We start from the raw sequence: 26,336 nt of genomic DNA, 5'->3' as shown, positions 1-26,336 counted from the left end.
TGATGATGCAGCGCCTTTTTGCCGTTTTAATGATTTATCTGTCCATCGCGTCCGGGGCCCTGGCCCAGGACAACGTGCCACCGCAGACAAGCACTGTTGATACCAACCCCGCAGTTTCCACCCTCGAGGATATCTTGCGCCGTCAGGAAGGTCTGAAAACTTCTGATGACGCCATCCGGTCGCACGAAATTGGCGACCCTGCCAACGCCAAGCCCGGCATCGACCAGCTTGGCACGCTTGGGGGTGCGTCTGACGCCGATCTGTGGCGCGCCTACCGCTTTGGCGAGGCTGACATAACCACCCAGGCACGGGTACCAGCGGCCACGACCCTAATTCAGGACGGCGGCATGTGGTGGCTGGATTTCCGTCGCGGGCCATTGCAGACCATTGCGATTTACCTTTTGGGCGGCACCCTGCTGGCGCTGGCCTTGTTCTATCTGATCCGGGGGCGCATCCGGATCGACGGCGAAAAGACCGGGCGCACGCTGCTGCGGTTCAAGGCCTTTGAACGCTTTGGCCACTGGATGCTGGCGTCGTCCTTTATACTGCTTGGTCTGACCGGCCTGATTACATTGTTCGGGCGCAAGGTGATCATCCCCGCCTTTGGTCACGAGGCGTTTTCCTCTGTCGCGATCGTCAGTAAGTGGGTGCATAACAACGTCTCCTGGGCCTTTATGATCGCGCTTGTTTTCGTGTTTGCCATCTGGGTCATCCACAATATTCCCGACCGCACCGACCTGCGCTGGCTGGCCAAAGGTGGCGGCCTTTTGGGCGGCGGGCATCCCCCTGCGAAAAAGTTCAACGCGGGCCAGAAACTGATTTTCTGGGCGGTGATCCTGTTGGGCGGGTCGATTTCCCTGTCCGGTTTGTCGCTGCTGTTTCCGTTTGAATTCAACCTGTTCGGCCATACATTTTCGTTGCTGAATGGCTGGGGTGTGCCGGGCTGGTTCGGTTATGCCGATCTGCCGTACCCGCTCGCTCCGCAAGAGGAAATGCAATACGCACAGCTCTGGCATGCGCTTGTCAGCCTGATCCTGACCGCGATCATTCTTGCACATATCTATCTTGGGTCTATCGGCATGGAAGGCGCGTTTGACGCGATGGGCAAGGGCGAAGTCGAGGAACAATGGGCCCGCGAACATCACAGCATTTGGGCCGAGGAAATCGTCGGTCCAACGTCGACAACCCGGAAGGAGCCGTAGGATGAAAGCGTTTCTGATCTCGCTCGTGGCCCTTGTGGTCATTACCGTCGGGGCCAACCGGATTTTGCAGGTTGTGGGCTTTTCCAGCGCGACGGCGGCTACGTCATCGCAAAACGTGCGCCTGTCGGACTAGGACCGTCAAAGGCGGGCTGGCTGTCCGGTTGATCTGGTTCCCAATCCGGGTTGTGCGCGCCTTTGCCAAAGAGGGGATGGTCGTTTGCCTTGTGCGCAGGTCACGCCATGCAGATGCGCTCGAGGCATAGGCGCAGCCCATCCGCGATGATGGGGGCGCTGCGATTGCCATGCCCGCGAACGCGCGCGACGCGCACAAGACAAGATGGTCACCCAGATCGACCGCATCGAAACCGATGTCGCCCCGCAGGAATTTGCGGTGTTCGACATCGGGGCAAACGTCCGGTTCACGGTCACCGACACCACTGCGCGGGTGTATCGCAAGGTCTGTGAGATGGCCTGTTTCACCGGTTTTCTGACGGGGCGCGAAGTGGCGGGCAAAATGCGGACAGGGGGGCGGGGCAGGATCATCTTTACCGGCGCATCCGCCAGACTGCGCCCCTTGCCGAAATAAGGCTGGGGAGGGTTTACATGACCAAGGCCTTGGATTTCCTCTTTGATTTCGGCAGCCCCGATGCCTACCTTGCCCTTAAGGTCCTGCCGCAGATCGCCGAACGGACCGGCGCGCGCGTGAATTATATCCCGTGTTTGCTGGGCGGCATTTTCAAAGGCGCGGACACCCAGTCGCCCATGCAGGCCGATGCCAATATCCCCGCCAAAATGCAGTATGAACGCCTTGAGATGCAGCGTTTCATCACCCAGCATGACCTGTGGCGGTTTGCGTTCAATCCCGACCTTCCGGTGAACACGTTGCCCCTGATGCGCAGCACCGGCGCACAAGACCCGTTTTCAGCACCTCAAAAATGTTTCTTTTCGCGGCCTGCGAAAAACATATTCAAATTGACTAATATCAATCCCGCGAGTCGCCCCTGAGGGTAATTGTTCTTCATAAATTAACGTGAAGTGGAGAACTGCACATGAAAATTCTTAAGTCATTGAAGTCGACATCAACCGGACTTGCTTCAGGCGTTTCGGCGTTTGCGGTTGCTGCCGCGCTCACCGTAATCGTTCCGATCACATTTCCTTCGGAAACAGGTGCCTTCGCATTTGCCCAGCAAAGCGGACAAGGCGGCGGCAATGGTCAAGGCGCTGGCGGCTCTGGTAGTGGTGCCGGTGGTCAAGGTGCAGGCGGATCTGGCAGCGGTCAGGGTGAACCGGATTCTGACTCTGAAGGCAAAGGCCCGAAGGCGGGCAGCTCTGGCGGGTCACAAGGCGGCAAGCCTGTCTGGGCGCAAGAGGGTATTCCAGAGGTTGAACTGGGCCGGTTGAATGTGGCGCGTTCGCCCGATCGTATTCTGGCAAAGGCGGTCGAGGAAGAGATCTCTAAACTGACGCCCGAAGCGATTGCGTTCTATTCGATGTCGCTGGACCAAATGATCACGGCGCTGAAGACCGATTTTGACAATGTGACGATGATCGACTCTCCGGTTGCGAACCTTGGTCTGCTGAAAGACGTGATGGACGGCACTTCCTCGCTGACCGCCGAAGGGGTGGTAAACACAGCTGATGTTCTCGCTGCCGTGTTCTTGGGCTCTGCCTCGGACAAGACGGTCGAAATCACTGCGGATACAGCAAGCGCTGTCGCCACGATCCTTGGATACAACCTTTCTGACGCACAGGCTGAATCGCTTGCCGCTGATGCAGAGGCCATTCGCGAAGCGATCCTTGAAGGTCACGGTTAAGCCGAGAGGCTTGTAAATGGCGCGCCGGGCTGGACTAGTCAGTCCGGCGCGCCTTCACTGCGCTTGTCGCGGTCCGGATTTGCACGAAATAAAGTCGAGAGTGTCGCGTCGTCCTGACGCCATGCTGAGCGCCTTTTTCGCATGTCACATCGCCGTTGAAACGATGCACATCAAAACCGCATTCCGCGACAGGCCCGGTCACTAATGAACAAACTAAGGGTATAATATCATGCAGAAATCCTGGACTAATAACCAAACGCGTTGCTCCGTTGTCAGGGGTGTTTCAATGGTAGCGATTGCTGCCGTGTTAGGCGTTGCACTGGCGATGACATTCCCAGACGGAACAGGGTCGGTTGCCTTCGCCGCAGAGAGCGGCAGTGGTGGTCATGGTGCCGGAGCCAGTGGTGGCGGGCATAGCGGGTCTGACGGTCATAGTGACGAAAGTCATGAAGACAGCGACGGCCATAGCGATACCGGGGAAGATTCCGAGGGTCATAGCAGTGGTGGCAAAGGCAAAAAAGGCACTGCCGGTGCTCAAGGCAAGGGCGGACCTAGCGCTGACTCCGACGGCAAGGGCCCAAGGGCTGGCACTTCGGGTGGGTCGCAAGGGGGCAGGCCGGTTTGGGCCAAAGAGGGCATTCCAGAGGTTGAACTGGGCCGTTTGAATGTGTCGCGTTCGCCCGATCGTATTCTGGCCAAGGCGGCTGCCGAAGAAATCTCGAAGCTGACACCTGAAACGGTCGCGTTCTATTCGATGTCGCTGGATCAGATGATTACGGCGCTGAAGACCGATTTCGACAATGTGTCGATGATCGACTCTCCGGTGGCGAACCTTGGTCTGCTGCGGGACGTCTTGGACGGTTCGTCAGATCTGACCGCGCAAGGGGTGGTGAATACGCCTGATGTTCTTGCCGCTGTGTTCTTGGGGGCGGCCTCTGATAAAACGATCTCGATCTCTCCCGAGACGGCATATGCCGTGTCAACAATCCTCGGGTTTGAACTAAGTGAAGCCCAATCCCAGGCTTTGGCGAAAGATGCCGAAGATATCAGGGCAGCGATACTTGAAGGACACGGTTGAGAATAGATCGTCGTCTAAAAGAAGGCCAAGCTTGCGTTTTGCTGGCTTGGTCATATCGTGATACGTGATTTTGATTGTTTGAAACTGGGAAGTATAATGAAGTTATCGCTAGGAGTGATGGCCTTTGTGGCTATGGTGACGGTTGCGCAAACTGCGACGGCGCAGCAAGAACTCAAAGCCTCGCCCCTTTATGGTGGCGCTTGGTTGACTGGTCCTACGAATGCCTATCTTCGCCTTGGTGTCGGGGTTGATCAATCAGGCATTCATGACGGCCAATGGTCGCCTCCGGGTGCCGCGCCGGTTGGGTCAGACCCGGTCGTCTTCTTTAATCTGTCAGAGCCTGATGGCGTTGCCGCTACCATCGCGGTCGGACGGCAGTTGCGTCTTGGTGTCAGAGGCGAGATCGCGCTGACAGCATTTGGCAGCAGAGATATTTCGGGGCCATGGGCCTTTACCGTGCCCGCGACTGCAGGCCCGCATGCGGACGTTGCGACGACCGTTAAATCGACTGCGCTGATGGCCAACGTTGCCTATGATATCCCCAACATGGGCAAGGGGCGTTTTGAATTTCAGCCCTATCTTATGGCGGGTGTGGGTCTGGCAACCAATAAGATGGGCAACTGGACACGGACCAACGCGGCCGCAACCCAGCCTTCACGTAGCTTCGAAGGGGATAGTAAGACCAATCTGGCATGGAGCCTGGGTGCCGGTGTTTCATGGAATGTCGGGAAAAACGCGAATGGGCCGATCAAGATGGACCTGACCTACCAGTATTTCGCGCTTGGGAACGCGCAAGGCGGCGGCACGCCCCTTGCGGGAAGCGGTACGGAGTCTCCGGTTAATCCGTTGGAGTTTGACATCAGCTCTCAGGTTGTTTCGGTCGGGGTGCGCATCCCTTTGAACCTTAGATAAAAAAAGCGCCTTCCGTGTTTGCACGGGGGGCATCGCCATCCCGGAAAGATGTGAATTTCTGCGCCCTCACGAGGGTGTCTTGGGAGGGGCGGGGGCATCATGGCTGCATGATTTGCGGCGCGAGTGATACCCGCTCCATCCAAATGCACAAAGCGACCACTTCGATGCGATCCTCGCTTTTTATGCAGATCCCATCCATGTCTTGACCTTTGCAGATCCGAATTCGGCCTTGAGCGATGGCTGATTTACGGCTGTTCGGGGGCAGCATACCAAGGAATAAAAGCGCTTCAATCTATGGTGGTGGGCGGGTGCATGCGCTCGTGCCACGATCTAAATTGTTGCTATACTTATAAAACCTTACTAACGTTTCCTCAATTAATTGTGATTTTACTGTTTTTAGGGAACTAAACTTCATGCCCAACCCGTTATTTTATAAGAACGTTATTCCACTTAGCACCGAAATCCATAAGAACCTGAAGTTTTCGACCAAGTCGCAGCCATTGGGATTTGCACGGGACGCGAACCTGATTCCCGCACTTGTGGATGAATTCGATCTGGCGCTTGACGACCTTCCGATCGCTTTTCTGCCCGCCGCTGACGTTCCGTCCGCCGTATTTGTCACCGGCCTGAAGCCGGGAACGAATGTTTTCATCTCCAAAGACGGTCTGTGGGACGGGAAATATGCGCCGGCCTATTTGCGCCGCTACCCGTTCATCATCGGTGACGTCGAAGGTGGCGATCCGATCTTGTGTGTCGACGACACCTATGAAGGTCTGAACGAGAAAGAGGGCGAGCCGTTTTTCACAAAAACCGGAGAGTCCGAGGAGACGCTGCTACGCGCGCTGTCGATTTCGCAAAGCTATAAAACCTCTGCGGACCGCACCGATGCCTTTACCAAGATGCTGCACGAGATGGGGCTGTTCCAGTCGATCTCATTGGATGCGGTGATGCCCGATGGCGAAAAAACCAGCGTGCATGGCCTGATGGTCGTTAGCGAACAAGCATTGGCCGCATTGTCTGATGCAGATTTGGGCAAGCTGAACGCTGCCGGATTTTTGAAACCTATTTACAGCCACTTGTTGAGCCTGAGATCTATTTCGAGATTGGGACAACAGTTGGATATGCCTTCGGTAGCTGCGGAAGAGTCCGTGCCTGCGGGAGAAACAGTTCAATAATTTTGAGCTAAGTTTATTTTAAAGCTGATGAGTACCGCCTTATTTTTCAGGCGGTTTTAGATTTGTACGTCGTGGTTGCCGTCTTGTTGGGGAGTTCACGAGACGATTTTTGCCACGGTGTTTTTTAGGGGAAGATTATGGTGCATTTCTGCGTTTTGGCAAAGTGGGCGCGTGTCTCGCTTGGTGCTTTGGCAGTTGGGATGGCTTTTGCGTCCGTTGGGTATGCTGCAACTGAAACTGACAGCGCAGCAGCCCAGCAGGCAGAGCAAGCGCCCGTTGCCATTAACGGCTTTCGCTCCGCCACATTCGGCATGGACAAGGCGGCGGTTATCGCGGCAATCACCAAGGATTTTGGCCTCACCGAAGCCGATATCGCGCAAGGCCAGAACACAGTCGAACGCACAGAGCTGTTGACCGTGAAGGTGCCAGACCTGCTGGAAGGCGGGGGCACGGCCCAGGTGTCCTATATTTTCGGCTACACCAGCAAAGCGCTGATCCAGGTCGGCGCATCGTGGAATGCCACAATCGACCCCGCCATGACCGACGCCCAACTGGTTGCCAACTCTGACGTTCTGGGCAGCCATTTTGCCGCCGGTAATTACGCACCCGGTTCGCTGACAGCCGCAACGGCGGTCGAAAACGGAATCTTGCTGTTCCGTGGGCTCGATCCCGAAGGGCGTTCCGCAATTCTGTTGCTTCAGGGCAATTACGAAGAAGACACAAACGGGCGCAATGCGCTGAAGCCTACGGGGCTCGCGCTGCTGTATTCGGTCAATCCGGACACACCCGATATTTTCCGCATTAAGGATGGTAATTTCTGATGGACCAGTTTTTCAAAGTTTCCAAGCAGACCATTCACCCCCTCAGGAAAACCAAGACAGTAGGGTCCAAGCTGGCCAGGCTCATGGCGGGGGCCAGTCCCATTGTCCTTGGCGCGGTTGTCACCGCGGTTCTGCCAAGCGGCGCGCGCGCTCAGGCGGTGAATGTCGGGGGATTGACGTCGAACAATATTGTTGCCGACGGGCGAACCAAGACAACGATCAAGGTCACCGGCAACCACACGAAAATCAGAACCGACACGGTGTCAGCCGGTGTCGGTTTTAACACGTTTTCGGACTTCCAAGAAGCGGCAGGCCAGCGGGTTGATCTTTATGTGCCGGATCGGGCGGGAAGCCTGGTTAACATCGTGTCCAACGGGGCGGTTGTTATCAATGGCGAATTGAATTCCTACAAAGACGGTAAAATCGGCGGCAATATTTTCTTCTCCAACTCGAACGGCTTTATTGTTGGCCAGTCGGGTCGGGTGAACGTCGGCTCTCTGACGGTGAACACACCGACTAAAGCCTTCCTTGATACCATTGTGCGCGCAGACGGGTCGATCAACAACGCGGTCGCAAACCAGCTGATGCGCGGCGAAATTCCGATCTCGCCGAACGGGGTGATTTCGATTGCGGGCCAAGTGACCGCCGAGGGCGGCATTACCTTGCAAGGCCATACGGTGATGGTCAACGGGCGCACCGGACCGCTGACAGGCGACGACCTTGGGCAGCGCATGATCTTTGGCGCGACCGTCAATTCTACCGGTATGGAAGAGGGCGGCGCATTGGTGTCGCGTGGCGGCCAGATTTCGATCATTGCAGCGGGTGACGCGACAATTGGCGGGCGTGCTTCGGTATCGGCAGAAACCAGCGGTCGCGGCGGGAATATCTCGGTGAAATCCGGCGGCAACACGCTGGTTCAGGCCACGGCCGAGCTGAGCGCGGATGGTGCCGGGCTTGACGGCGACGGCGGTGATATCGTGTTCATGGCAGGCCATAGCCTCAAGACGGAAAGCGGCGCATCCTTCAGCGCGCGCGGTGCGGGCTTTGGCAATGGCGGCTTTATCGAACTCAGCGGCAAATTCGCCGAGATCGGCGCAGGGCGCTTTGACCTTGGGTCGGATTTCGGCAAAGCCGGTGACCTGTTGTTTGACCCGATTGATCTGGTCATCGACGGCGCGGGCAGCATCCTGAGCTTCGGGGCGACGATCACCCTTCAGGCAGACGAATCCATCACCATCGCCTCGGCGGGTATCTTGGATTCCACCGGTGGCGGCGGTGCGGCGGGCAGTATCACGCTTGAGGCACCCAAGATCACCTTGGCCAACGGGTCCACGGTCACTGCCGGGACAACAGGCGACGTGACCCTGACGGCGGTCCGCACAGGCGGCGGCACGGCTGAGATCATCATTGGTGACGGGGCAGGGGCAGCGCCGATCCTGCACGGCAACAACATTACCCTGAACGCGACATCGACGGTCGACAACTTTGCGCTTTTGGTGGCTGTTCCAACCGCCACGGCAAAGATCACGATCAACAGCGGTGACATCGTGGCGACCGGTGCGCTAAACGCAAATGCAACGGCAACCGCGAATGGCGACCTGTCCACCGTCGCACTGCCGGTCGGGGTGGTTGTGACCAATTCCGCCGCCACGGTCGAGGTCGGCGGCACCAGCGACATTACAGCCGACAGCGTAGCTTTGTCTGCAAAATCGACCGTCACATCGAACATCCCGACTGAATCATTGGCACCGGCCAACAGTGCCGCAGATGGGGCAGTGGCCGTATCGACCATCAACAGCACCGCGATTGCGCGCATCACCGGCGATGCAAAGGTCAAGGCGACCAATGCCATTGATGTGACGGCAATGAACAAGATCCTCTCGGTCGCCAATGCAACGCCGCAAGCGGCGGCATTCGGTGCCAGTGTCGGGGTCAGTGTCATCAACGCGATCACCACAACCGAGCTGAGCGGCAATGCAAATGTTACGGCCGGCAGCCTGAACCTTGATGCCTCCACGGGCGTTGATGTCACGGTCAAAGCCGTCGCAGGGGCAGGCGGTGCGACAGAGCCGTCAACAGGATCGCAAGCCGCGACATTCCTGTCCGGTGCCAAATACGGTGATGACGCCAGCACAAGCGAGGGCAAGCTTTCGGTCGCCGGCGCATTGGCGATTTCCGATCTGACCTCGACCACAAAATCTGCTTACGATTCAACGACATCTGCCACGATTTCGGGTGATCTTCGGGTTGCCAGCAGTTCCGAAAACAACGTCGACGTAACAGCCGATGGCACGGCGGTTAAATCGGCAAACGGGGTTGGCGTCGCGATCGGCATCAACATTGCCAAAGTCAAAAATGACGCGATCATTGCAAGTGCGGTTTCAGCGGGCAGCATTCATTTGTCGGCGCTGTCCGACAATCCGCTTACCTCAAAGATCGGAAATTCGTTCAAGACGTCTTCCACCTCGGGTGCGGGGTCTTCGAATGTCGGGGTTGCAGGGTCTTTCGCGCTGAATTTGATCGACACGCAAACCACGGCAACCATTGGCGCGGGCGTTGCGGTGAACATCACCGGTGGCGGCGCTGTCGAGGCGACGACCGACAACAAAACGGATTCCGAAGTCGCGGCGACACCCGCCAGCGGCGGTGCCACAGGCGACACGCTGGGCCTTGGTGCTTCGGTCGGATTGAACATTATTGCCAACCGGTCGCGGGCCGAAGTGGCCGATGGGGCAACGGTTACAGGGGCAGGCGCACTGACGCTGTCGGCATCGGCAACCCATGATATTATCACCACAGCCGAGGCAGGCGGATCGGGTGGCTTTGCGTTGACGCCTGTCTTGGCGCTGTCGATGGTCAACAATTCGACCACCGCACGGTTGGGCACGGGGTCCGGCCTGTCAACAACTGGCGCAGTGTCGGTTGCAGCGGCGCAAAACGCGTCCACAACCACCACGGCCAAGGCCGATGCCGCCGGTGCAAAAGCAGCCGTTGGTTTGTCCTTGGCGCTGGCGCTGGTTGACGATCAGGTGCTGTCCACGACCGACCGCAATGTCACGACCACGGGCGCAGGCGGCACCGTCACGTTCAGCGCCATCGGTGCGTCCACCTCCGAAGTCACCTCTGCAGCCAGCGCCCAAGGGGCCGCCGCGGCCGACGATTCAGGCGCAGCGCCTGCGGGCGGCGAAGCCGATGTAGACAGTGCTGCGACCACGCAATTGACCTCGGCCTCGAACAAGCAAAAAAGCAAGGGCGTTGGCGACACCAAGCAACGCGGTGCCACGGATACGGCTCTGGCGGATGGCGACAGCCGGTCTGCCTCGACCAGCGAAGGCAAGATTTCCGTCGCGGCGGGCGTGGCGATTAACGTGCAAAATGCGACCGTGTCGGCCATCGTGCCGGATGCCACGGTGATTTCGACAGCGGGCATGTTGACCCTGCGCAGCGCCAGCAATGCAACAGGCAAAACCACAGCAACTGGTGCCGCCGTTGGCCAGAAAGATGCGGCGGGCAACACGCCTGACCCGTCCAAGGTTGGCATCGGTGCCGCAGTCGCGGTGAATTCGGTCAAGGTCAAGAACGACGCGACCTTGGGTGTCGCAGCCCACACCGTGGGTGGCTTGACGGTCGAGGCGCTGAGCCTTGATGTGGCCAAACTGATGGCGAACCCTGCCAGCACAGACACGAAGTCGGATGAATTCCTTGCCAGCGCCACATCGGGTGCGGGCGGAAGCAAAGTCGGGGTTGCCGGATCGCTGGCGCTGAACCTGATTGATACGCAAAGCACCGCCCGGATTTCGAGTGCGGCCAGTGTTGCCATCACCGGTGCGGGCGCTGTTACATTGAAAGCAGATAACCAAACCACAACCACCGCCGAAGCCAAACCCGTTGGCGGCGGCGCATCGGGGTCTTCCTTTGGGATCGGTGCATCGGTTGGTCTGAACATCATCGCAAACCGGTCCGTTGCCGAATTGTCTGATTCCGCCACTGTAACAGGGGCCGGTGCGGTGTCTGTTGACGCCTCCGCGAAACATACCGTCACCACAACCGCCGAAGCAGGGTCGTCCGGGGGCTTCTCTTTGACGCCTGTTCTGGCGCTGTCTTTGGTAAATAACACAACCACCGCGCGTTTGGGCACGGGGGCAACCCTTGCAACCACCGGCGCGGTTTCGGTTTCCGCCACACAGGATTCAACCGTCACGACAACGGCCAAGGCCGCTGCGGCAGGCACCAAAGCGGCCATCGGCGCATCGCTGGCGCTGGCCCTGATTGATGATCGTGTATTGGCGACAACCGACCGTGATGTCAGCGCAGCAGGCGCGGCAAGCTCGGTGACGTTCAACGCGATCGGTGTGTCTTCCTCGACGCTCTCGGCCACGGCAACAGCTTCGGGTGCCAAAGAGGGCGATGATGCCAATGCCGCCCCCACCAGCACCGGCGACAGTGTCGATAAAACAGCCACGACCAAGCTGACCTCGGCTTCTGACAAGCAGGGCAAGGCCAAGGTCGGTTCGACCGATCAACGCAGCGCCACATCGACTGAGGCTGGCAATGAAAGCGGGCGTTCGGCCAAAACATCCGAAGGCAAGGTTTCAGCGGCCGCGGCAGTTGCCGTCAACGTCCAGAAATCTTCTGTCACAGCGGTCACGAATGACGGGGTGAACATTACCTCTGGCGGGTCGCTCAATATTTCATCGGCCAGCAACGCCAACGGCTCTGCAACCTCGGACGGGTCTGCGGTCAAGGGCGCGGATGGTGGTCAGTCAAAGGTCGGTATCGGCGTGGCCGTGTCGGTCAACGTGATTACGGCCAAGAATACCGCGAAACTCGGGCAGGGGACCCATAGCGCTGCGGGCGTGAATATCGCCGCATTGCAAGGTGCAGCGACCCCGACCGACACGATATTCGCCAAGGCGACATCGGGTGCAGGCGGCAGCAAGGTCGGGATCGCAGGATCGCTGGCCTTGAACATCGTCAATGTGGAGACGACTGCCTCCATTTCAGGCGCTGCAAGTGTTGACGCCAAGACAGGGACGTCCAGCATCAAGGCCGAAGAAAAAATGCTGGCGACAGCAATCGCGGCCCCCAGCGACAAGGGCGGCGCGGGCGCGTCGGTCGGGGTTGGCGCATCGGTTGCGTTGAACCTGATCACAACCAACACCACGGCCGAACTGCAAGACGGTGCGACATTCACCAACGGGACAGGCCTTGAGGTTGACGCCAACACCGACATCGACACGGTCACGGACGCCTCTGCCGGGGCGGCGGGCGGTATCGCGGTGGATGCATCGGTGGCATTGGCCATGTTGGACGAACGCACAACCGCACGGGTTGGCACGGGCAACGGTCTGGGCATGGGCGCGGGGGCGGTTACGATTTCTGCCACCAACACGGGCGAAAACACGGCCAAATCCAAGGGTGAAAACAAATCCTCCAAGGTCAGCGTTGGTGCATCTGCGGCCCTTATTCTGGGCAACGGCGCATCTGATGGCGCGCTCGAGAACACCTCTTTGACCAGCGCTGTTCTGGCGCGCGACCTGACGGCGGGATCATTGGCGATTTCGGCAACATCGGCCCGCACCTACGACGCCACAGCAAGCGCCACGGCCGAAGGCGGCAAGTTCAACCAGACGGACGAGAAAAAGAACGAGACCACAGGCGGCACGTCAACATCCGCAAACACAATGGACAAAACCAAAGGATCGCAGCGCGATTCAAAGGGTAAGTCAAGCGGCTCCAAGCTGACCGTCGCCGCCGCCGCAGGGATCGCGGCCGCGCAGGACAACGTGTCGGCAACATTGGGCGACGTGACCTTGAATGTGGGCGGGGCGGTGTCCGTCACGGCCAGCAACCAGATTGGCATGGCAACATCCGGCAGTGGTCTTGCTGCAAATCCCAAAAGCGACACCGGCATCGGCATCGGTGTGGGTCTGGGGATCATCAACAATAAAACAGCCGCGACCGTCAGCGACGGGGCCACAATCAATTCCCCCGGCAGCGTATCGATTTCTGCGACATCGCGCGAAAATGCGGATGACGGATATGGCGCGAAACTGACCGCACTTGGCATCGCTGGTGCTACCGGCAAGAAGGTGTCCATTGCAGGGGCTATGGCGGTCGGCATTTCTACCGGCGAAACCAAGGCGGCGATTGGCAACAACGTCAAAATCACCAATGGCGGCGCGGTTTCGGTCAAGACCGAGAACACCAGCCATCTGGCCGCCAAGGCGCTTGCGGGCGCTGTCGGGTCCAGCGGGACAGGGATCGGTGCATCCATCGCAGTTGTGGTTGCCGACAAGGATTACACGGCCTCGATCGGGACGGGCAGCGACATCACGGCCAGCGGCCTAAGCGTCAAGGCGTTGAATCATAAGATCGATTCTCCAACGCTGTTCAAATTCACCGATCTTGACGATCTGAAAACCAAACTGACCACGGGCCAGTTGCTGGGTGAAAACAACTATTACGTCGAGGCGATCGGCGGGTCTGCGGGCAGCAAGACATCTATCACCGGATCCTTTGCGGTGATGGTGTTCAACGATGATGTGTCAGCCACAATCGGCAGCGGTGCCATCAATGCGCGCAACAATGATGTAACCCTTCAGGCGGATAACAAATTCCTTGCCAAAGCCCTGTCCGGCGCGATTTCGGCCAGTGGCGGCACAGGTGTTGGCGTTGCAGGATCGGTCATCGTCAGTTCCGGAACGACCATCAGCAAACTTGGCGATAATGCGGTTGTGACAAACGCCGCGCGCTTTACCAACAGCGCGATTGCAGCCCAGGACATTCAGGCCTTTGGCGTGTCGGTCGCCGCGGCGGCAAACAATGCCGTGAATGGTGTGGCCACCGTGATCACCTCGCAAAACCGCGCCGAGGCCCTGATGGGGGTTGGCGCGCGTGTGACCGCGTCCGGGGCGGTCAACCTGATTGCCGACAATGATTTCAGCATGTTCAGCCTTGCAGGCGGGGCCGCCGGTGGCGGATCGAACGGGGTTGGGGCATCCGCAGCCGTGGTCACGATCAATAACGTGACACGCGCGGCGATGGCCGCTGGCACAAGCGTTGCCAACCGCGCCGAGATCAACACAGGCGGCGCGATTGCCATTTCGGCGACCGCAAATGAAACCGGCACGGTGATTGCCGCAGCGGGTGCCGCAGGCGGCAGCAATGCCGTGGGTGCAGGTGCAGCCGTTTACGTTCTGGATACCACAACCGAAGCGTTGGTCGGTGCCTTTGGCAAAGTGGGCAATGCCCATAACGCCGGATCGCTTGATATGACCGCGCGTGATGTATCGACCTTGCTGTCGATCGGTGGTGCGGCCTCTGGTGGGGGCAGTGCGGGTGCCGGTGCCGGTGTCGGCGTTGGTGTGATCGGCAAAAAGACAGCCGCCAAGATCGGCGCGTCTTCGGTTGTTGCGTCGGGCAATGTCGTGCTGGATGCCAAGAACGTGGAAGACCTGTCCGCCATTACGGTTGGCGTGGGGATCGGCGGGTCTGCGGGCCTTGCCGGCGCGATTGCGGTTTATGCGGTGACCACAGAAACAACTGCCGAAATCGGCGATACGGCCAGCGTTTATGCCGATGGCAACGTCGCGGTGCTGGCGGATGATCAGGTCAGCATCGATATGCTGGATGGTGCAATTGCGGGCGGCGGATCGGCGGGCATTGGTGCGTCGGTCGGTGTCACGGTCATTGATGCCACAACCCTTGCAAAAGTCGCGGATAACGCGCGGGTCACGGCCCTTGGCAATGGCGGCACGCAACAGTTCACCACCGGCTACCGGGGTGATTTCCAGGCCTATGGTGGGTCGGGTGGGTTCCAGTCGGCTGATGTTGGCACACGCACGGCATCTGCCGGAGCAAGCCAGACAGGTTTCGATCTGCTGACCAAAGAACGCAAATCGGTTGCCATTCTGGATGCGGCAAAGGGCGTTATCGTAAACGCCTCCGGTGTCAGTTCTGTACGCTCGATGGCGGTTGCCGGTACGGCGGCGGGCAGCGTTGCCGTGTCGATTTCGGCAAGCGTTCCGGTCATCACCATGAACACCCAAGCGGTGATCGGCCTGAACGCCCAGATCAACAAAATGGCCGGTGTTGCGGATGCCTTGCAATCGGTTTCGGTTGCGGCGGCCAGCGATGTCTATGCGCTCGGTTTCTCGGGGGCGGTTGCGATTGGCGGGTCCGTCGGCGGCGGCGCGGGCGTGAACGCGATGATCGTGAATTCAACCACCAAAGCCACAGTTGGCGGCGGTACATCCGATATTGCCGCGATGGATGATATTCTGGTGTCGGCCAAAGCCACCGAAGACTTCGGGATCTGGGCGATTGCGGGCAGTGGCGGCGGCGTTGCTGCGATTGCGGGCAGCGGGTCGGCGCTTGACCTGACCACCGAGACGACAGCGACACTGGGCGGCACAGCCGTGGCGCAGGGCAATGTTGACGTTCTGGCACAAGATATCACCCGCACCGGCATGATGGCCGGTTCCGTTGCCATTGGTGGCACCGCCGGCGTTGGTGCCGCAGTGGGGGTCATCCTTGTCGACAAGACCGTGACCGCGTCGATCGCCAGCAGTGCAGATGTGTCGGCCTATGGCGGCAATGGCACGCGCGATGTGTTCAACGGCAGTGGATTTGGCGCAAAAACCGCGTCACGTGGTCTGAATGTCCAGGCGGAGTCCGAGCAATCTGCACTGGCGCTTGTCGTGTCGGGCGCAGGCGGGCTGTATGCAGGGATCGCGGGTGTTCTGTCGCTTGATCTGGTCACCGTGAAAACAGCGGCCTTTATCGGGGCCAACAGCAAGATCAACGTGGCGAACGGCAGCGGTCATGCGGCCCAGGACGTCGTGATCGCAGCGCGCGATTCAACCACGTCTTCGGTGGCGGCAGGGGCCGTTTCGGGTGGGCTTGTCGGGCTTTCGGGTGCGATTGACGTTGGCGTGTTCAAGACAACCACAGCCGGTTATGTCGAAGACGGTGTATCGATCAATGCCAAGAACGACGTGCTGATCAGTGGTTTGTCCAACAAGGCGGGCGACTCCAAAGTGGTCAGCGGATCGGGCGGCGTCTTTGCCCTTGCTGTGGGTCTTTCGGTCTATAGCTACGGCGATGGCGTGGCTTCGGGTGGCGAAGCGGATAAGCAATTGAGCGACTCCAGTGATGGTGCCGCGGACATGGATAAGGTCAACACACAGGCACAGGATCAGGCCAAGAACGATGTGGTGTTCGACCTTCTGAAATCGTCGGATGATGACCGGGTCAAGGCAATCAACGCCTCGGCCAAGGCCAAGCGTGACACGATTGATGTGGCCAGTGCGGCCTCGACCCTTGCGGTACCGGGTGGCACTTCGGCAAGTGTTGGCAATGTGCTGATCAATGCGGGTGGTGACGTTTCGCTGAACAGCTCGGATGAGCTGGAAGTCGACATCACCACGGGCGGCTTTGCTGCTGGCGGCGGCGCGGTTGGCGCGGGTATTGCGGTGTTGAACGTCAATACCGGCAGCACGGCACAGGCCGTTGGAACCGGTGCTGATGTACACGGAATCCTGCCGCGCATTACGGCGGGCGGTGGCGTGAACATCAACGCCTTCTCCAGCCATATGTTGACCGGCGACAGCTATGCCGGGACCATTGCAGGGACGGTCGCGCTCAGCGCGGATGTTATCGTGGTCAATGACACATCACGCACCAAAGCCTTTGCAGACGGGCAGAAAATGACCGTTGGCGGCTTGGTCAATGTGGGTGCCGATGCCAAACGCACGGCCAAGCTCAAGGGCTTTGGCGCGGCGGTCAGCCTGTTCGGGGTTGGCGCTGGTGCATCTGTGGCAACCGCAACGATTGGCGGCGCGATTGATGCTTATATCAAGAATTCGGACATCGGGGCAGGGGCCGTCACGGTGAGTGCATCTTCCGATGACAAAGCCACCGCAGAAGCGATTGCCGCAAGTGGTGGCCTGGGTGCCGCGATTTCCGGGGCTGCGACGATTGCAACGATCGACCCGACTGTCACGGCGACAGTCGATAATGCCATTCTGACGGCCGGCAATGCCGTTGAGGTGCTTGCAACCGCCAAATCCGAGGCCAGCACAGATTCCATTGGTGTGGCTGTCGCGGGCGGTCTGGCCGTTGGCGGATCGGGTGCCGACACGACAATCGCCACAAAGGCCAAAGCGTCGATCATCAACGGCGCAAACATCACCGCAGGCAGCATCAAGGTTGCCGCACTTACCTCCACCCCAAGCGCCAAAGCGAAATCGCTGGGCGCGGCAGGGGCGCTGGTCGGGCTTACGGCAACTGTATCGACCGCAGAAAACAAGGCTGAAACCCTTGCGAATGTGACAGGCAGCACGCTGAAAGCCACGGGCCTTGTGAATGTCGATGCCACGTCTTCGACGCTTCAGAATGCCGATGCATCTGGCCTTGCGCTTGGCTTTGTCGCCGCCGGTTTCAACGATTCAACGGCGAAATCCAATACAAAAACCCAAGCCACCTTGACCGGTCTGACCTCGCTCAAGGCGGGTTCCTTGACCGTGAACGCCAATGGCACGGATGATAACACGGCTGTGGTTGTCGCGGGCAGTGGCGGCCTTGTGGCGGGGTCCGCCGCATCTGGCACGACACGTGCGGATAGCAATACCAAGGCGGCCATTGACGGTACCTTTACCGCCGATATCACGGGCGGTGACGCGCAGCTAAGCGCCGCACACCTCAGCAAATTCGGCGGCACTGTCGACAGCACGCAAGCCTCCCTTATTGGGGGCAGCGGTGCTGCGATGAAACATACGGTTGTCAGCGATGTCGACGCGCATCTTGGCGACGGGATGAGGCTGTATGCGGCGAACCTGACCATTGATGCACAAAACCGGACGGTGAACCCTTTCGCAGCCGGTGGTGCCTTTAACGTCAATTCCGCGTCGGGCGGTCTTGCCAATCTTCCGGCGGGCGGCGCCACGGTTACGATCCATCACAACACCACAAATGCGTCGATTGGCGCAAATAGCGCGGTCCATCTGATGACCTCGGGCGCGTCGGCCCTGTCGACGCTCAAGATGAGCGCGATGAGCGATATTGTCTCCCAGCAGAAGGTCAAGATCGACTCGGGTGGTGCGATTGCATTGGCCAATGCCGACATCAAGACCGGTGTGATATCGAACACCTCGCTGAGCGTTGGTGATAAGGCGCAGGTGATCGTCGATAAGGGCGACGTGGTGATGAACGCCTGGAGTGCGGCCGACATCGACAACCGCGCGGCGGCCACGACATACGGCCTTGCCGGGGCACCATCGGGCGACATTGACGTCAACTATACCGGCGACAACAAAGTCACCATCGGTGCAAACGCGCTGCTCGAGGTCTCTGACGGGGTGAACCCTGTGGATGGCACGGCACCGAGCCACGGCACCATCGCGATCACGGCAGGGCAGGATGAAGCGGGCGTTGATGGCCAGCTGAATTTCAACGCGGTTCTGGATATCTTTAACAAGACCGCGATCCCAATTCCGGCATCCCCGAACCCGGTTGTGACCGTAAGTTCGACCGGCACCGTGGATATCCTGAAAAGTGACCCGACCCTGACCGAAGGCGTGCGCGCCGCAGGCGATATCACGGTCAGCGCAAGCCGTGGGGAAATTGATGCCAAGGCAGTTGGCACGGGCAAGGATATCTACCGTGAAGCACTGGCAAAAGTGGCAAGCGCTGTTTCCAACGCGTTCGGCGGCGGCGATGTGACCTTTGATTACCATGGCGGCACGACCCATACGAATGCAGGCAAATCGCAGATCACCGCCGATGGTGTGATCCAGACCGGTATCCAGCGTTACAAAACACTCACCTTGCGCTATGTGGACACATCATGTGATGCGGATGCATCGGCCTGTCTTGCTGCGGACCCCGGATCGAATATTACCTATAAAGCCCCCGTCAGCGCGCCAGTGGGCACCAATATTCTGGATCGGGTTGCCGAACTGGATGCACTGCTGACAGACTACGCTTCCGATCCGATTGCAAAAGCGGCCTATCAAAGCGAAATCACCTTCTTGCAAAGCAAGCTGGTGGATATCGGGCTGGGTGAATTTGACGGAACTGGCAAATACATTCCCGGTGATTACGCCGGCCCGTCTCCAAAAGCTGCGCGCCTCAAGGAAGTTGCGATTATTGACGACAACATCTCGCTTGTGCGCAACGACCTAAGCGCCGCAGCCTATCTTGGTATTGAGGGTGATTATGTTGATAACGCCAATCTCACCAGCACAAGCTATGATGACGCAAATTTCGGTCTGACCAAAAACGGCGCAACGACGCTGACCACAATCAGCACCATCACGACCTATACTGGGACGGGCAGCCAGGCCACGTTCGTGAACAACACAAACACAGCCTTGACCCAAGGCAAGGCCGCAGCAGACAAGATTGCAACGGCCAAGGCCAATAGCGTCGCGGCGCAAGGCATCATCACCGCCAAGACAACCGAGATCAGCCAGCAACAGGCAGCTTTGGCAGCGGCGTTGATTGTGGGCGATACCACTGCGGCTACGGCGGCAAGCCTTGCCATTGGCAATGCCAAGAATGTCATCAAGTCAAACCTTGATACGATCACTGCCAACAACCTTATCGTGTCGGCGCAATCAGTGGTTACCAAAGACCGCGCGGCGACGGCACAATCTAATCTGACCTCGTTGTTGAACACGACAATTACTGCATCTGCCAACAACCTCGCGGCAGCCGAAACGAACCTGACAACGGTAAATGCAGCTGCTGGATCGACGGCAGCCCAGAAGACAGACGCGTTGAATGCCAGAAATACGGCTCAGGCAAACCACGACGCTAACCTTGCCAAGCAGACAGCCCTGTTGCAAGAAAGCGCCACAGTGCCGACGCAAAACGGCGCGCTGACACGGGTGAACAAGGCCGCAGCAGGCATGGTCGGTGTTCAGACCGTTTTGAACACGGCCGTGACGGCCGTTAACGGCAAGGTATCGACGCTGAACGCGGTCACTGCGACCCCGGCAGATGCGACGACACCGAACAAGTCGCTGACGCAATATATTACGGTTTGGAACGGTCTATCCGCCGATTATGCGGTCAAATCCAACGAGGCCGCGACCGCGTCGAATTCAAGCGGCACGCCGACGGCGTTTACCATTGAGATCAACGATGCAGCCGCACGTTTGGGCAACCTGTCGTTCAATGCGGATGTCTTGAAATCTACCGCAACTTCCGCTGCCAGCAGCACGGGATATCTGAACGCGCCAGGTGACGCCAAGATCGTGATCCGCAACCAGACGTCCAACACGCTGAAGCTGAACAACCTGATCATTCCTGATTACGACGCTGGCAATGTGCGTCTGAATGGCGTGTTGGTCTATGACAATGACGATATCACCCGCCTGAACGCCGGTGGCGTCGCAGGCAATTTCAAGAACATCGAAACATCGCGCAATTCCAGCCGCGGTGCCGTCGAGATCTATTCGGAATACAACACCGAGGATTCCGATTACTACGTACCGGGGTCCGCCAAGGCCCAGCTTGCCAACAAGCGCCTTGCACCGGATATCATCCTGAAGACAGGTGCCGTGATCGAGAACACCCGCGGTGCGGTGAAAATCGACAGCGCATCGGGCAACATCTATATCCGCGGCAAGATCAACGCGGGCTCGGTCGATATTCTGGCCAGAAACGGTGATTTCGTCTCCAGCTATGTCAACGGGTTCAACCATATCGGCGGCGACCCGGCCAGTTTTTCGGACCCCAAAGACGCAACCGAAGCAGGCAAGGGCATCACCGCAAATGGCTCGGTATCGATTGCGGCGCGGTATCTGAACATCAACAGCACCATCCAAAGCGGCATTGCCAATTGGAAGCTTGATCTGGACGGGGCACCGAAATTGACGGGCGCACCCGAATTGGTCGGGCGCACGCAGGCGGAAATTAACGCGCTTGTCACCGCAAACAAAAACGCGACCGTCAAGGAACTGAGCAAAGACCTGGGTGGCGGGCTGATCCTTAGCTTTGTCCCTGTCGGGATCGACCCCGAAGAACTGGCCTTGGTCAACGCGCAATATGAGGGTGAACTGGCCAAGAACCCGGACGCGTCGCCTGTGCGGACGCTGACAATCGGCGGTGTGGCCACACAGGTCAACATCAAGGATTACCTGTCAGGCCAGATCGAAGGCCGTCTGGAATTCGACAAGACCTTTGCCGATAACTACACCGCAGCCAATGGCGGCGACGGCATCTTCTCGGTGATTTCGACCAGACCGGACAACAACATCGGCGCGTCTTATGACGCCAAGAACAAACAGTACCTTGTGAACGGGGCCAGTGTACGCGGCGGCTATATCCAGCTGTTCGGCCAGATCATGAACACCTCGGATGGTGCCGGTAAGCTGAATGTTCTGGATGGTTTCGGCAAAATTGATATCACCAATACCGGGAATATTCCTGTTGTGCTGAAATCGCTTAGCACGGGCGAAGACCCAGCCGGCGATCTGCGGGGCACCAAAGGCAAGATCGAGATCACCGATGTCATCGGGGTTAATGTTACGGACCCTACCAATCCGGTCGTGTCGATCCGCAAGACGACCTATGAGCGGGAATATACGCCTGGCGCAACGGGCGGTGTCGTAAAAAGCGTGTCGCAGACCGGCACGATCAACAATGCAACGGGCGCATTGGTATTCACGGGTGGCGTCGTCGCAAAAGACGGCACAGATCGCGATGCGACCTTTAATCCCGAAGCCAACCAACGCTATGTCTGGACCACAGGCGAGACTTTCTCGAAAACCTCGAACTACTCCAAAACCTCGACCGAGTTGTTCGGCTCGTCGGATCTGACGGTGGCGAGCATCAATAGCCTTACCCTCGATAGTAACCCGGCCCGCTTGAGCATTGCCCGGCTGGAGGATGGTACCTATGTCACGACCGTCAATACGAAAACCGGTGGGGGACTGACCAATAAGAACGGTGCCTATTTCCAAGAGCCGCCATCTACCATCTCAAAAAATACCGACCTGGCCAATGCAGGGACCCAGTATACCACAGCGAACGACACCACCTTTACAAAGAACGAGTTCGAAAACACTGGCTCCAGCTCACGCAGCTGTAACTGGTGGACACTGTGTATCGTGTCCGAAAAGACATATTATGCAAAGCTGACGCAGGAATATACGACCATCACCACGGAGTCGCTCAGAGCGGATTACCCGATCGCGGTCGAATTTATCGGTCAGGACCAAGGTTCGATCAACATCACCTCCGGCAGCGATGTCATCCTCGACGGCAACCTGACCAACGTTGCGGGCACCACCACGATCACGGCAAACGGAACGGAAAGCTCGATCATTCAGGGCACGAAAAACTCCCTGCTGAGCGCGCAAACCGCGATCCTGAATGCAAGCGGGTCTGTGGGTGGCATCAAGAAGCCAACCGATCCGGTAAATGCACCCGGTTTGGCACTGGCGGTGAACCTAACAGGCGCAAGCGCCGGTAACGGGTATTTCACGGCCAATGCTGGCAACGGCAACGTCTCGGCGATCAGCCGCGGCGACATTATTGCGGGCCATATCACGGCGGCAGGCACGGCAACCCTGGACGAGGCCACCTCGCGCGGGAATGTCAGCCTTGTGTCCTTCGGGTCGATCCTTGCCAGCACATCCCCGGCACTTGCTGGTGCTGGCGGGTCGCTTGTGCAGGGCTGGCGCGCCAATCTGACGGCCTTGGGCGGATCTATCGGTGAAACCCCCGACTATGATCCCGCCACATGGGACGCGGCAAAAGAAAGCAAGCTGCTGCGCGTGAACACCGGCTTTACCAGCGACCAGTCTTTCCGTCCGTTCAGCGAAACACCCCAAAATGCGGTGCTGGGTCTGACGGCTGTTGCAACTGGCGACATCGGTATCCGTTCAGGAAGCTGGGCCGGCAATACGGATGGTTCGACGACTGACGGTACCATGCTGGTCAATCAGGCCTTGTCGCTGGGGGGCAATGTCACCCTCGCGTCCAAGGGTCAGATCCTTGACAACAATCCGGTCGAAACCATTGATACCCGCACTTACAACCAGTTGTTGGGGTATTGGGATAGCCTTGGCTTGCTGGATAAATCCACCGGTCGTACCGTAACGGACGGTGCCGGCGTTGTTCAAAGCGTCGATGCCATCGGCAATAATAACGCGCTCAAGCAAGAGCAGACCATCAAAGCGTTCGAAAACGTCAAAACCAAGCAATACCATCAATATTGGGAAATCCGCCAAACCCAGGCTGACCCAACGGTATTTGATGCCGCGTTCACCGTAAAAGTCGACCCGACATCAGCCCAGCACAAGGCGCTGACCAGCTATTACGGCGACCAGATCAAGGCGGCCAATCCGGCCTATACAACGGCGCAAGTCGATGCCGAAGTCGCGTTGAAGATCAGCGCCTATGAAACCGAACAAACCGAGAGCTACCGCAAACTGGACGCCACGGTCGGCTCCGAAACCGGCGGTGTCTATGTCGAGGGGCACAAGGTAGGTGCCACCACGGATGAACGGGCGCAATTGACCAGCGGGTCGGTCTGGACCGAGCGCGAATTGGCGTTCTCCATCGCGCCGGGTGCCTTGAAAACGGTCACGGGGACGAACCCGGTGATCAAGGATCCAAACGTTTCGGGTCGGACAGTCACGATCCTCGCCAACAAGGGCATTGGTGAAACCGTCAAAGACAGCACAGGCAATCTGGGTGTCTCCATCCGGTCCAGCCTTGATCCGGCGCTTTTGACGCCAGATCAAAAAGTCGCTTTGGCTGCCGCAGAACGTACCGACCTGCTGCTGACCATCACCACGGCGGGCGGCGATGTCGAAATTCCGCTTTGGGAAGATTACGACACCCTTAGCGCAACGCAGAAAGCAGCATTTGATGCGGCGGCTGCGGGGCAGGTGTCGCCTGAAAACACCTTGCTGACCGTGCTGAGCAAACGTCCGTTGAACTTTGCTGCGGCCGAAAAGCTGAACCTCGATGTGGCAACCGCCGCGGGGACCGACGTGAAAAGCGACATCGGCAAGGCCTTCCTTGCGTCGCGCAGCGGTGCCTTGTTGGGGGCCGTGACCACAAAAGGCGAAACCCGCATCAAGGTGCGCAACGGCATCACAAACGCGGCAAGCGGCAGCATGATTTCGACAGGCAACCTGATCCTGGAATCGTCACAAGGTGGTATCGGGACTGACACCGTTCCGGTACGGCTTGCATTGAACGCCGGTGCCACAACTACGGCACGGGCGCAAAACTCCGTGAACCTCGAGTTTGCAAACGGTGGTGCCATCGACACGATCTATTCGCCACAGAATGTGAAACTGAACGCCTTGAACGGATCACTGACCAATGCGAACGGCGATCTGCTGATCAACATTCTGGGCACCGAAGTCGAATTGACGGCGGCCAACGGGACCATCGGTGCGCCGGGCAATGCCTTGAACGTCGGGGTGAACCCAAAAGGCAAGATCACCGCAAATGCCCAAGGCAGCATTGATCTGAACGGGCCGTCGGGATCGAAATTCATCGTGACCGAAGCCAAATCAACAAATGGCGGCGATATCACGCTGAGTGCTGCGGGCGAAAGCGTCATCGACGGTGTCGTTGACACAGCAGGTGCGATCATCCTGACAGCGGGCGGGCGTCAAGTTCTGGGTCAGAACGCGCAAGTCACATCCGGTGCGGGGGCAGCGTCTGTTGACGCGGAGTCGCTCAAGATGTTGAACGGTGCGGCGCTGACAGCCGCAGGCAAGGTCGCCATCACCACGGTCGGGGATGCGCAACTTACTGCGGTCAAATCCTCCAGCGGTGCGACGGATGCGGTCAATATTGATGCAGGGGGGCAGGTCTTTGCCGGTACCCTTGCGGGACGTGCCTTTGACATCAGCGCCACAACAGCGGGCGCAGGGGTCAAGATCGTCGCGGGTCAGGGTATTGGCGACAAAACCCGTGCCAATGAAACAGCCGATGATGACACGGTTACAGATGTTGCAAATCCATTGCGTATCGTCACCGGTCTGCTTGACGCTTCGGCGGCAAACGGATCGATCAGTGTTGACGCGCTGAGCGATATCAAACTGACCGCGCTGACCGCAAACCAAGGCGGGATCACGGTCACAGGTACAGGCGCGATGGATATCGTTAATGCGACCGCTGGCGGAAGCCAGAGCTTTGTCGCGCAAGACGCTGTAACCTTTACGAAATTGACAGCGGCTGGCCTGCCAACTGATGTTGGAAACATCGGCGTGACGTCGGTCAACGGGTCGGTCACCGGTGGTGATATCGATGCCAACGGGTCAAGCGTCATCAACGGCAATGGCGTGGTCTTTGACACCATCATGGCAGGGGGCGATTCCACCATCACCTCCAAGGCCGGGGCGGTCAGCGGCACGGACATCACCACAACCGGATCAAGCGAGATCACGGGCGACGGTGTGACCTTTAACGCCATCCGGACAGGGGTTGATTCAACAATCACATCGACCGGCGATATCACGGGCGATACCGAAATCGCGATTGGCGATGTGACCAATACCGCAGGGGCAGGCGGTTTGCCCGGATCGTTGAACATCCGGGTGATCGGCGGGCGCAATCTGTATCTGCAAGCCACCAATGAATTGAACCTCACCGATGTTCAGGTGGCCGACACGATCGAGCTGCGCGCAGACAAGATTAGCGCGGCGGTCACACAGACCCCAAGCGGCCCAAGCCCGTTGAACATGTCATTGACGGGGGCGAATGACACGGTCGGCACCTCTGCCGCCGTGACGGTTGATGCACCTGCCGGCATTATCGTGGATGACCTCAAAGTGGTCGATACAACCTTGATGACAACGGCAACACGCACCGAGATCAAGAATGCCTATGTGCCGGGATCATTGCTGCTGACATCGCCGATCCAGACGATCAAGGTTGATAATCGCACGCCAGTGCCGCAATCGGGCAGTAACGTGCAGGTCTTTGTGCCGTCCTTCGGCTTTGGGTTGACCCTTGATGACAACACGACCTCAACAAACGGCATCGTGGTTCAGTATGACACAACATCAAAACTGATCGACGTCTTGCCAACACCACTGGGCGGCATCAGTTTGATCCGCGATACGGTTCGCAATATCCAACAAGCGGATGATCCTTTGATCCGTTCCTTTGGGTCCGTCGCCGTTGATGAGGAAGATACATTGGATCTGGCGCAGTTTGACGGCGAAGTCGTCGTTATCAACGGCGTAGAGTACATGATCTTTGTGCGCGGCTCGGGTCCGGCAGTCATGCTGCGGGTCCAGTAACGGATGAAGAAAATGAAACATAAAACAATCGAGCATAATCAAAAAACGTCT

The 26,336-nt window shown here is 58.4% G+C and carries 10 protein-coding genes; all 10 read left to right on the top strand.

Going from position 1 to position 26,336, the window contains the following annotated elements; all coding sequences use genetic code 11:
• Positions 1–5: 5 nt before the first annotated feature.
• The 10 genes from HGT1_RS11370 (at position 6) to HGT1_RS11330 (ending at position 26,285) form a co-directional block, all read left to right on the top strand.
• Positions 6–1,202 (top strand): formate dehydrogenase subunit gamma, encoded by a 1,197-nt coding sequence (locus tag HGT1_RS11370; RefSeq protein WP_176250224.1) that lies wholly within the window; start codon positions 6–8, stop codon positions 1,200–1,202.
• Between the two features lies 1 nt (position 1,203).
• Complete coding sequence (locus HGT1_RS18315; RefSeq protein ID WP_255200174.1) at positions 1,204–1,335, top strand: hypothetical protein; 132 nt, start codon at positions 1,204–1,206, stop codon at positions 1,333–1,335.
• Between the two features lie 204 nt (positions 1,336–1,539).
• A complete protein-coding gene (locus tag HGT1_RS11365; RefSeq protein ID WP_176250056.1) occupies positions 1,540–1,788 on the top strand; it encodes a hypothetical protein in 249 nt (82 codons plus the stop codon).
• A gap of 17 nt (positions 1,789–1,805) precedes the next feature.
• A complete protein-coding gene (locus HGT1_RS11360) occupies positions 1,806–2,207 on the top strand; it encodes a DsbA family protein (protein WP_176250055.1) in 402 nt (133 codons plus the stop codon).
• Positions 2,208–2,251: 44 nt separating this feature from the next.
• A complete protein-coding gene (locus HGT1_RS11355) occupies positions 2,252–3,016 on the top strand; it encodes a hypothetical protein (RefSeq protein WP_176250054.1) in 765 nt (254 codons plus the stop codon).
• A gap of 286 nt (positions 3,017–3,302) precedes the next feature.
• The gene (locus tag HGT1_RS11350) at positions 3,303–4,094 is read left to right on the top strand and encodes a hypothetical protein (RefSeq protein ID WP_176250053.1); all 792 of its coding nucleotides are present in this window, start codon (positions 3,303–3,305) and stop codon (positions 4,092–4,094) included.
• Positions 4,095–4,190: 96 nt separating this feature from the next.
• Positions 4,191–5,006: an outer membrane protein gene (locus tag HGT1_RS11345; RefSeq protein ID WP_176250052.1), complete on the top strand. Its 816-nt coding sequence runs from the start codon at positions 4,191–4,193 to the stop codon at positions 5,004–5,006.
• Between the two features lie 413 nt (positions 5,007–5,419).
• Positions 5,420–6,181, top strand: a complete 762-nt coding sequence (locus HGT1_RS11340) for a SapC family protein (RefSeq protein ID WP_176250051.1) — start codon at positions 5,420–5,422, stop codon at positions 6,179–6,181.
• A 200-nt stretch (positions 6,182–6,381) separates the two neighbouring features.
• Positions 6,382–7,002, top strand: a complete 621-nt coding sequence (locus HGT1_RS11335) for a hypothetical protein (protein ID WP_176250050.1) — start codon at positions 6,382–6,384, stop codon at positions 7,000–7,002.
• Positions 7,002–26,285 (top strand): leukotoxin LktA family filamentous adhesin, encoded by a 19,284-nt coding sequence (locus tag HGT1_RS11330; protein WP_176250049.1) that lies wholly within the window; start codon positions 7,002–7,004, stop codon positions 26,283–26,285. Before HGT1_RS11335 ends, HGT1_RS11330 begins: the two co-directional genes overlap by 1 nt.
• Positions 26,286–26,336: the final 51 nt, after the last annotated feature.

Source organism: Sulfitobacter sp. HGT1 (genome assembly GCF_013282155.1).
Classification (GTDB): domain Bacteria; phylum Pseudomonadota; class Alphaproteobacteria; order Rhodobacterales; family Rhodobacteraceae; genus Sulfitobacter.
This window is presented reverse-complemented; position numbering and strand designations above follow the sequence as displayed.

Coding starts and splice junctions, on each gene's coding strand:
- HGT1_RS11370 (WP_176250224.1), top strand. CDS start 6: ATGCAGCGCCTTTTTGCCGTTTTAATGATTTATCTGTCCATCGCGTCC.
- HGT1_RS18315 (WP_255200174.1), top strand. CDS start 1,204: ATGAAAGCGTTTCTGATCTCGCTCGTGGCCCTTGTGGTCATTACCGTC.
- HGT1_RS11365 (WP_176250056.1), top strand. CDS start 1,540: ATGGTCACCCAGATCGACCGCATCGAAACCGATGTCGCCCCGCAGGAA.
- HGT1_RS11360 (WP_176250055.1), top strand. CDS start 1,806: ATGACCAAGGCCTTGGATTTCCTCTTTGATTTCGGCAGCCCCGATGCC.
- HGT1_RS11355 (WP_176250054.1), top strand. CDS start 2,252: ATGAAAATTCTTAAGTCATTGAAGTCGACATCAACCGGACTTGCTTCA.
- HGT1_RS11350 (WP_176250053.1), top strand. CDS start 3,303: ATGGTAGCGATTGCTGCCGTGTTAGGCGTTGCACTGGCGATGACATTC.
- HGT1_RS11345 (WP_176250052.1), top strand. CDS start 4,191: ATGAAGTTATCGCTAGGAGTGATGGCCTTTGTGGCTATGGTGACGGTT.
- HGT1_RS11340 (WP_176250051.1), top strand. CDS start 5,420: ATGCCCAACCCGTTATTTTATAAGAACGTTATTCCACTTAGCACCGAA.
- HGT1_RS11335 (WP_176250050.1), top strand. CDS start 6,382: ATGGCTTTTGCGTCCGTTGGGTATGCTGCAACTGAAACTGACAGCGCA.
- HGT1_RS11330 (WP_176250049.1), top strand. CDS start 7,002: ATGGACCAGTTTTTCAAAGTTTCCAAGCAGACCATTCACCCCCTCAGG.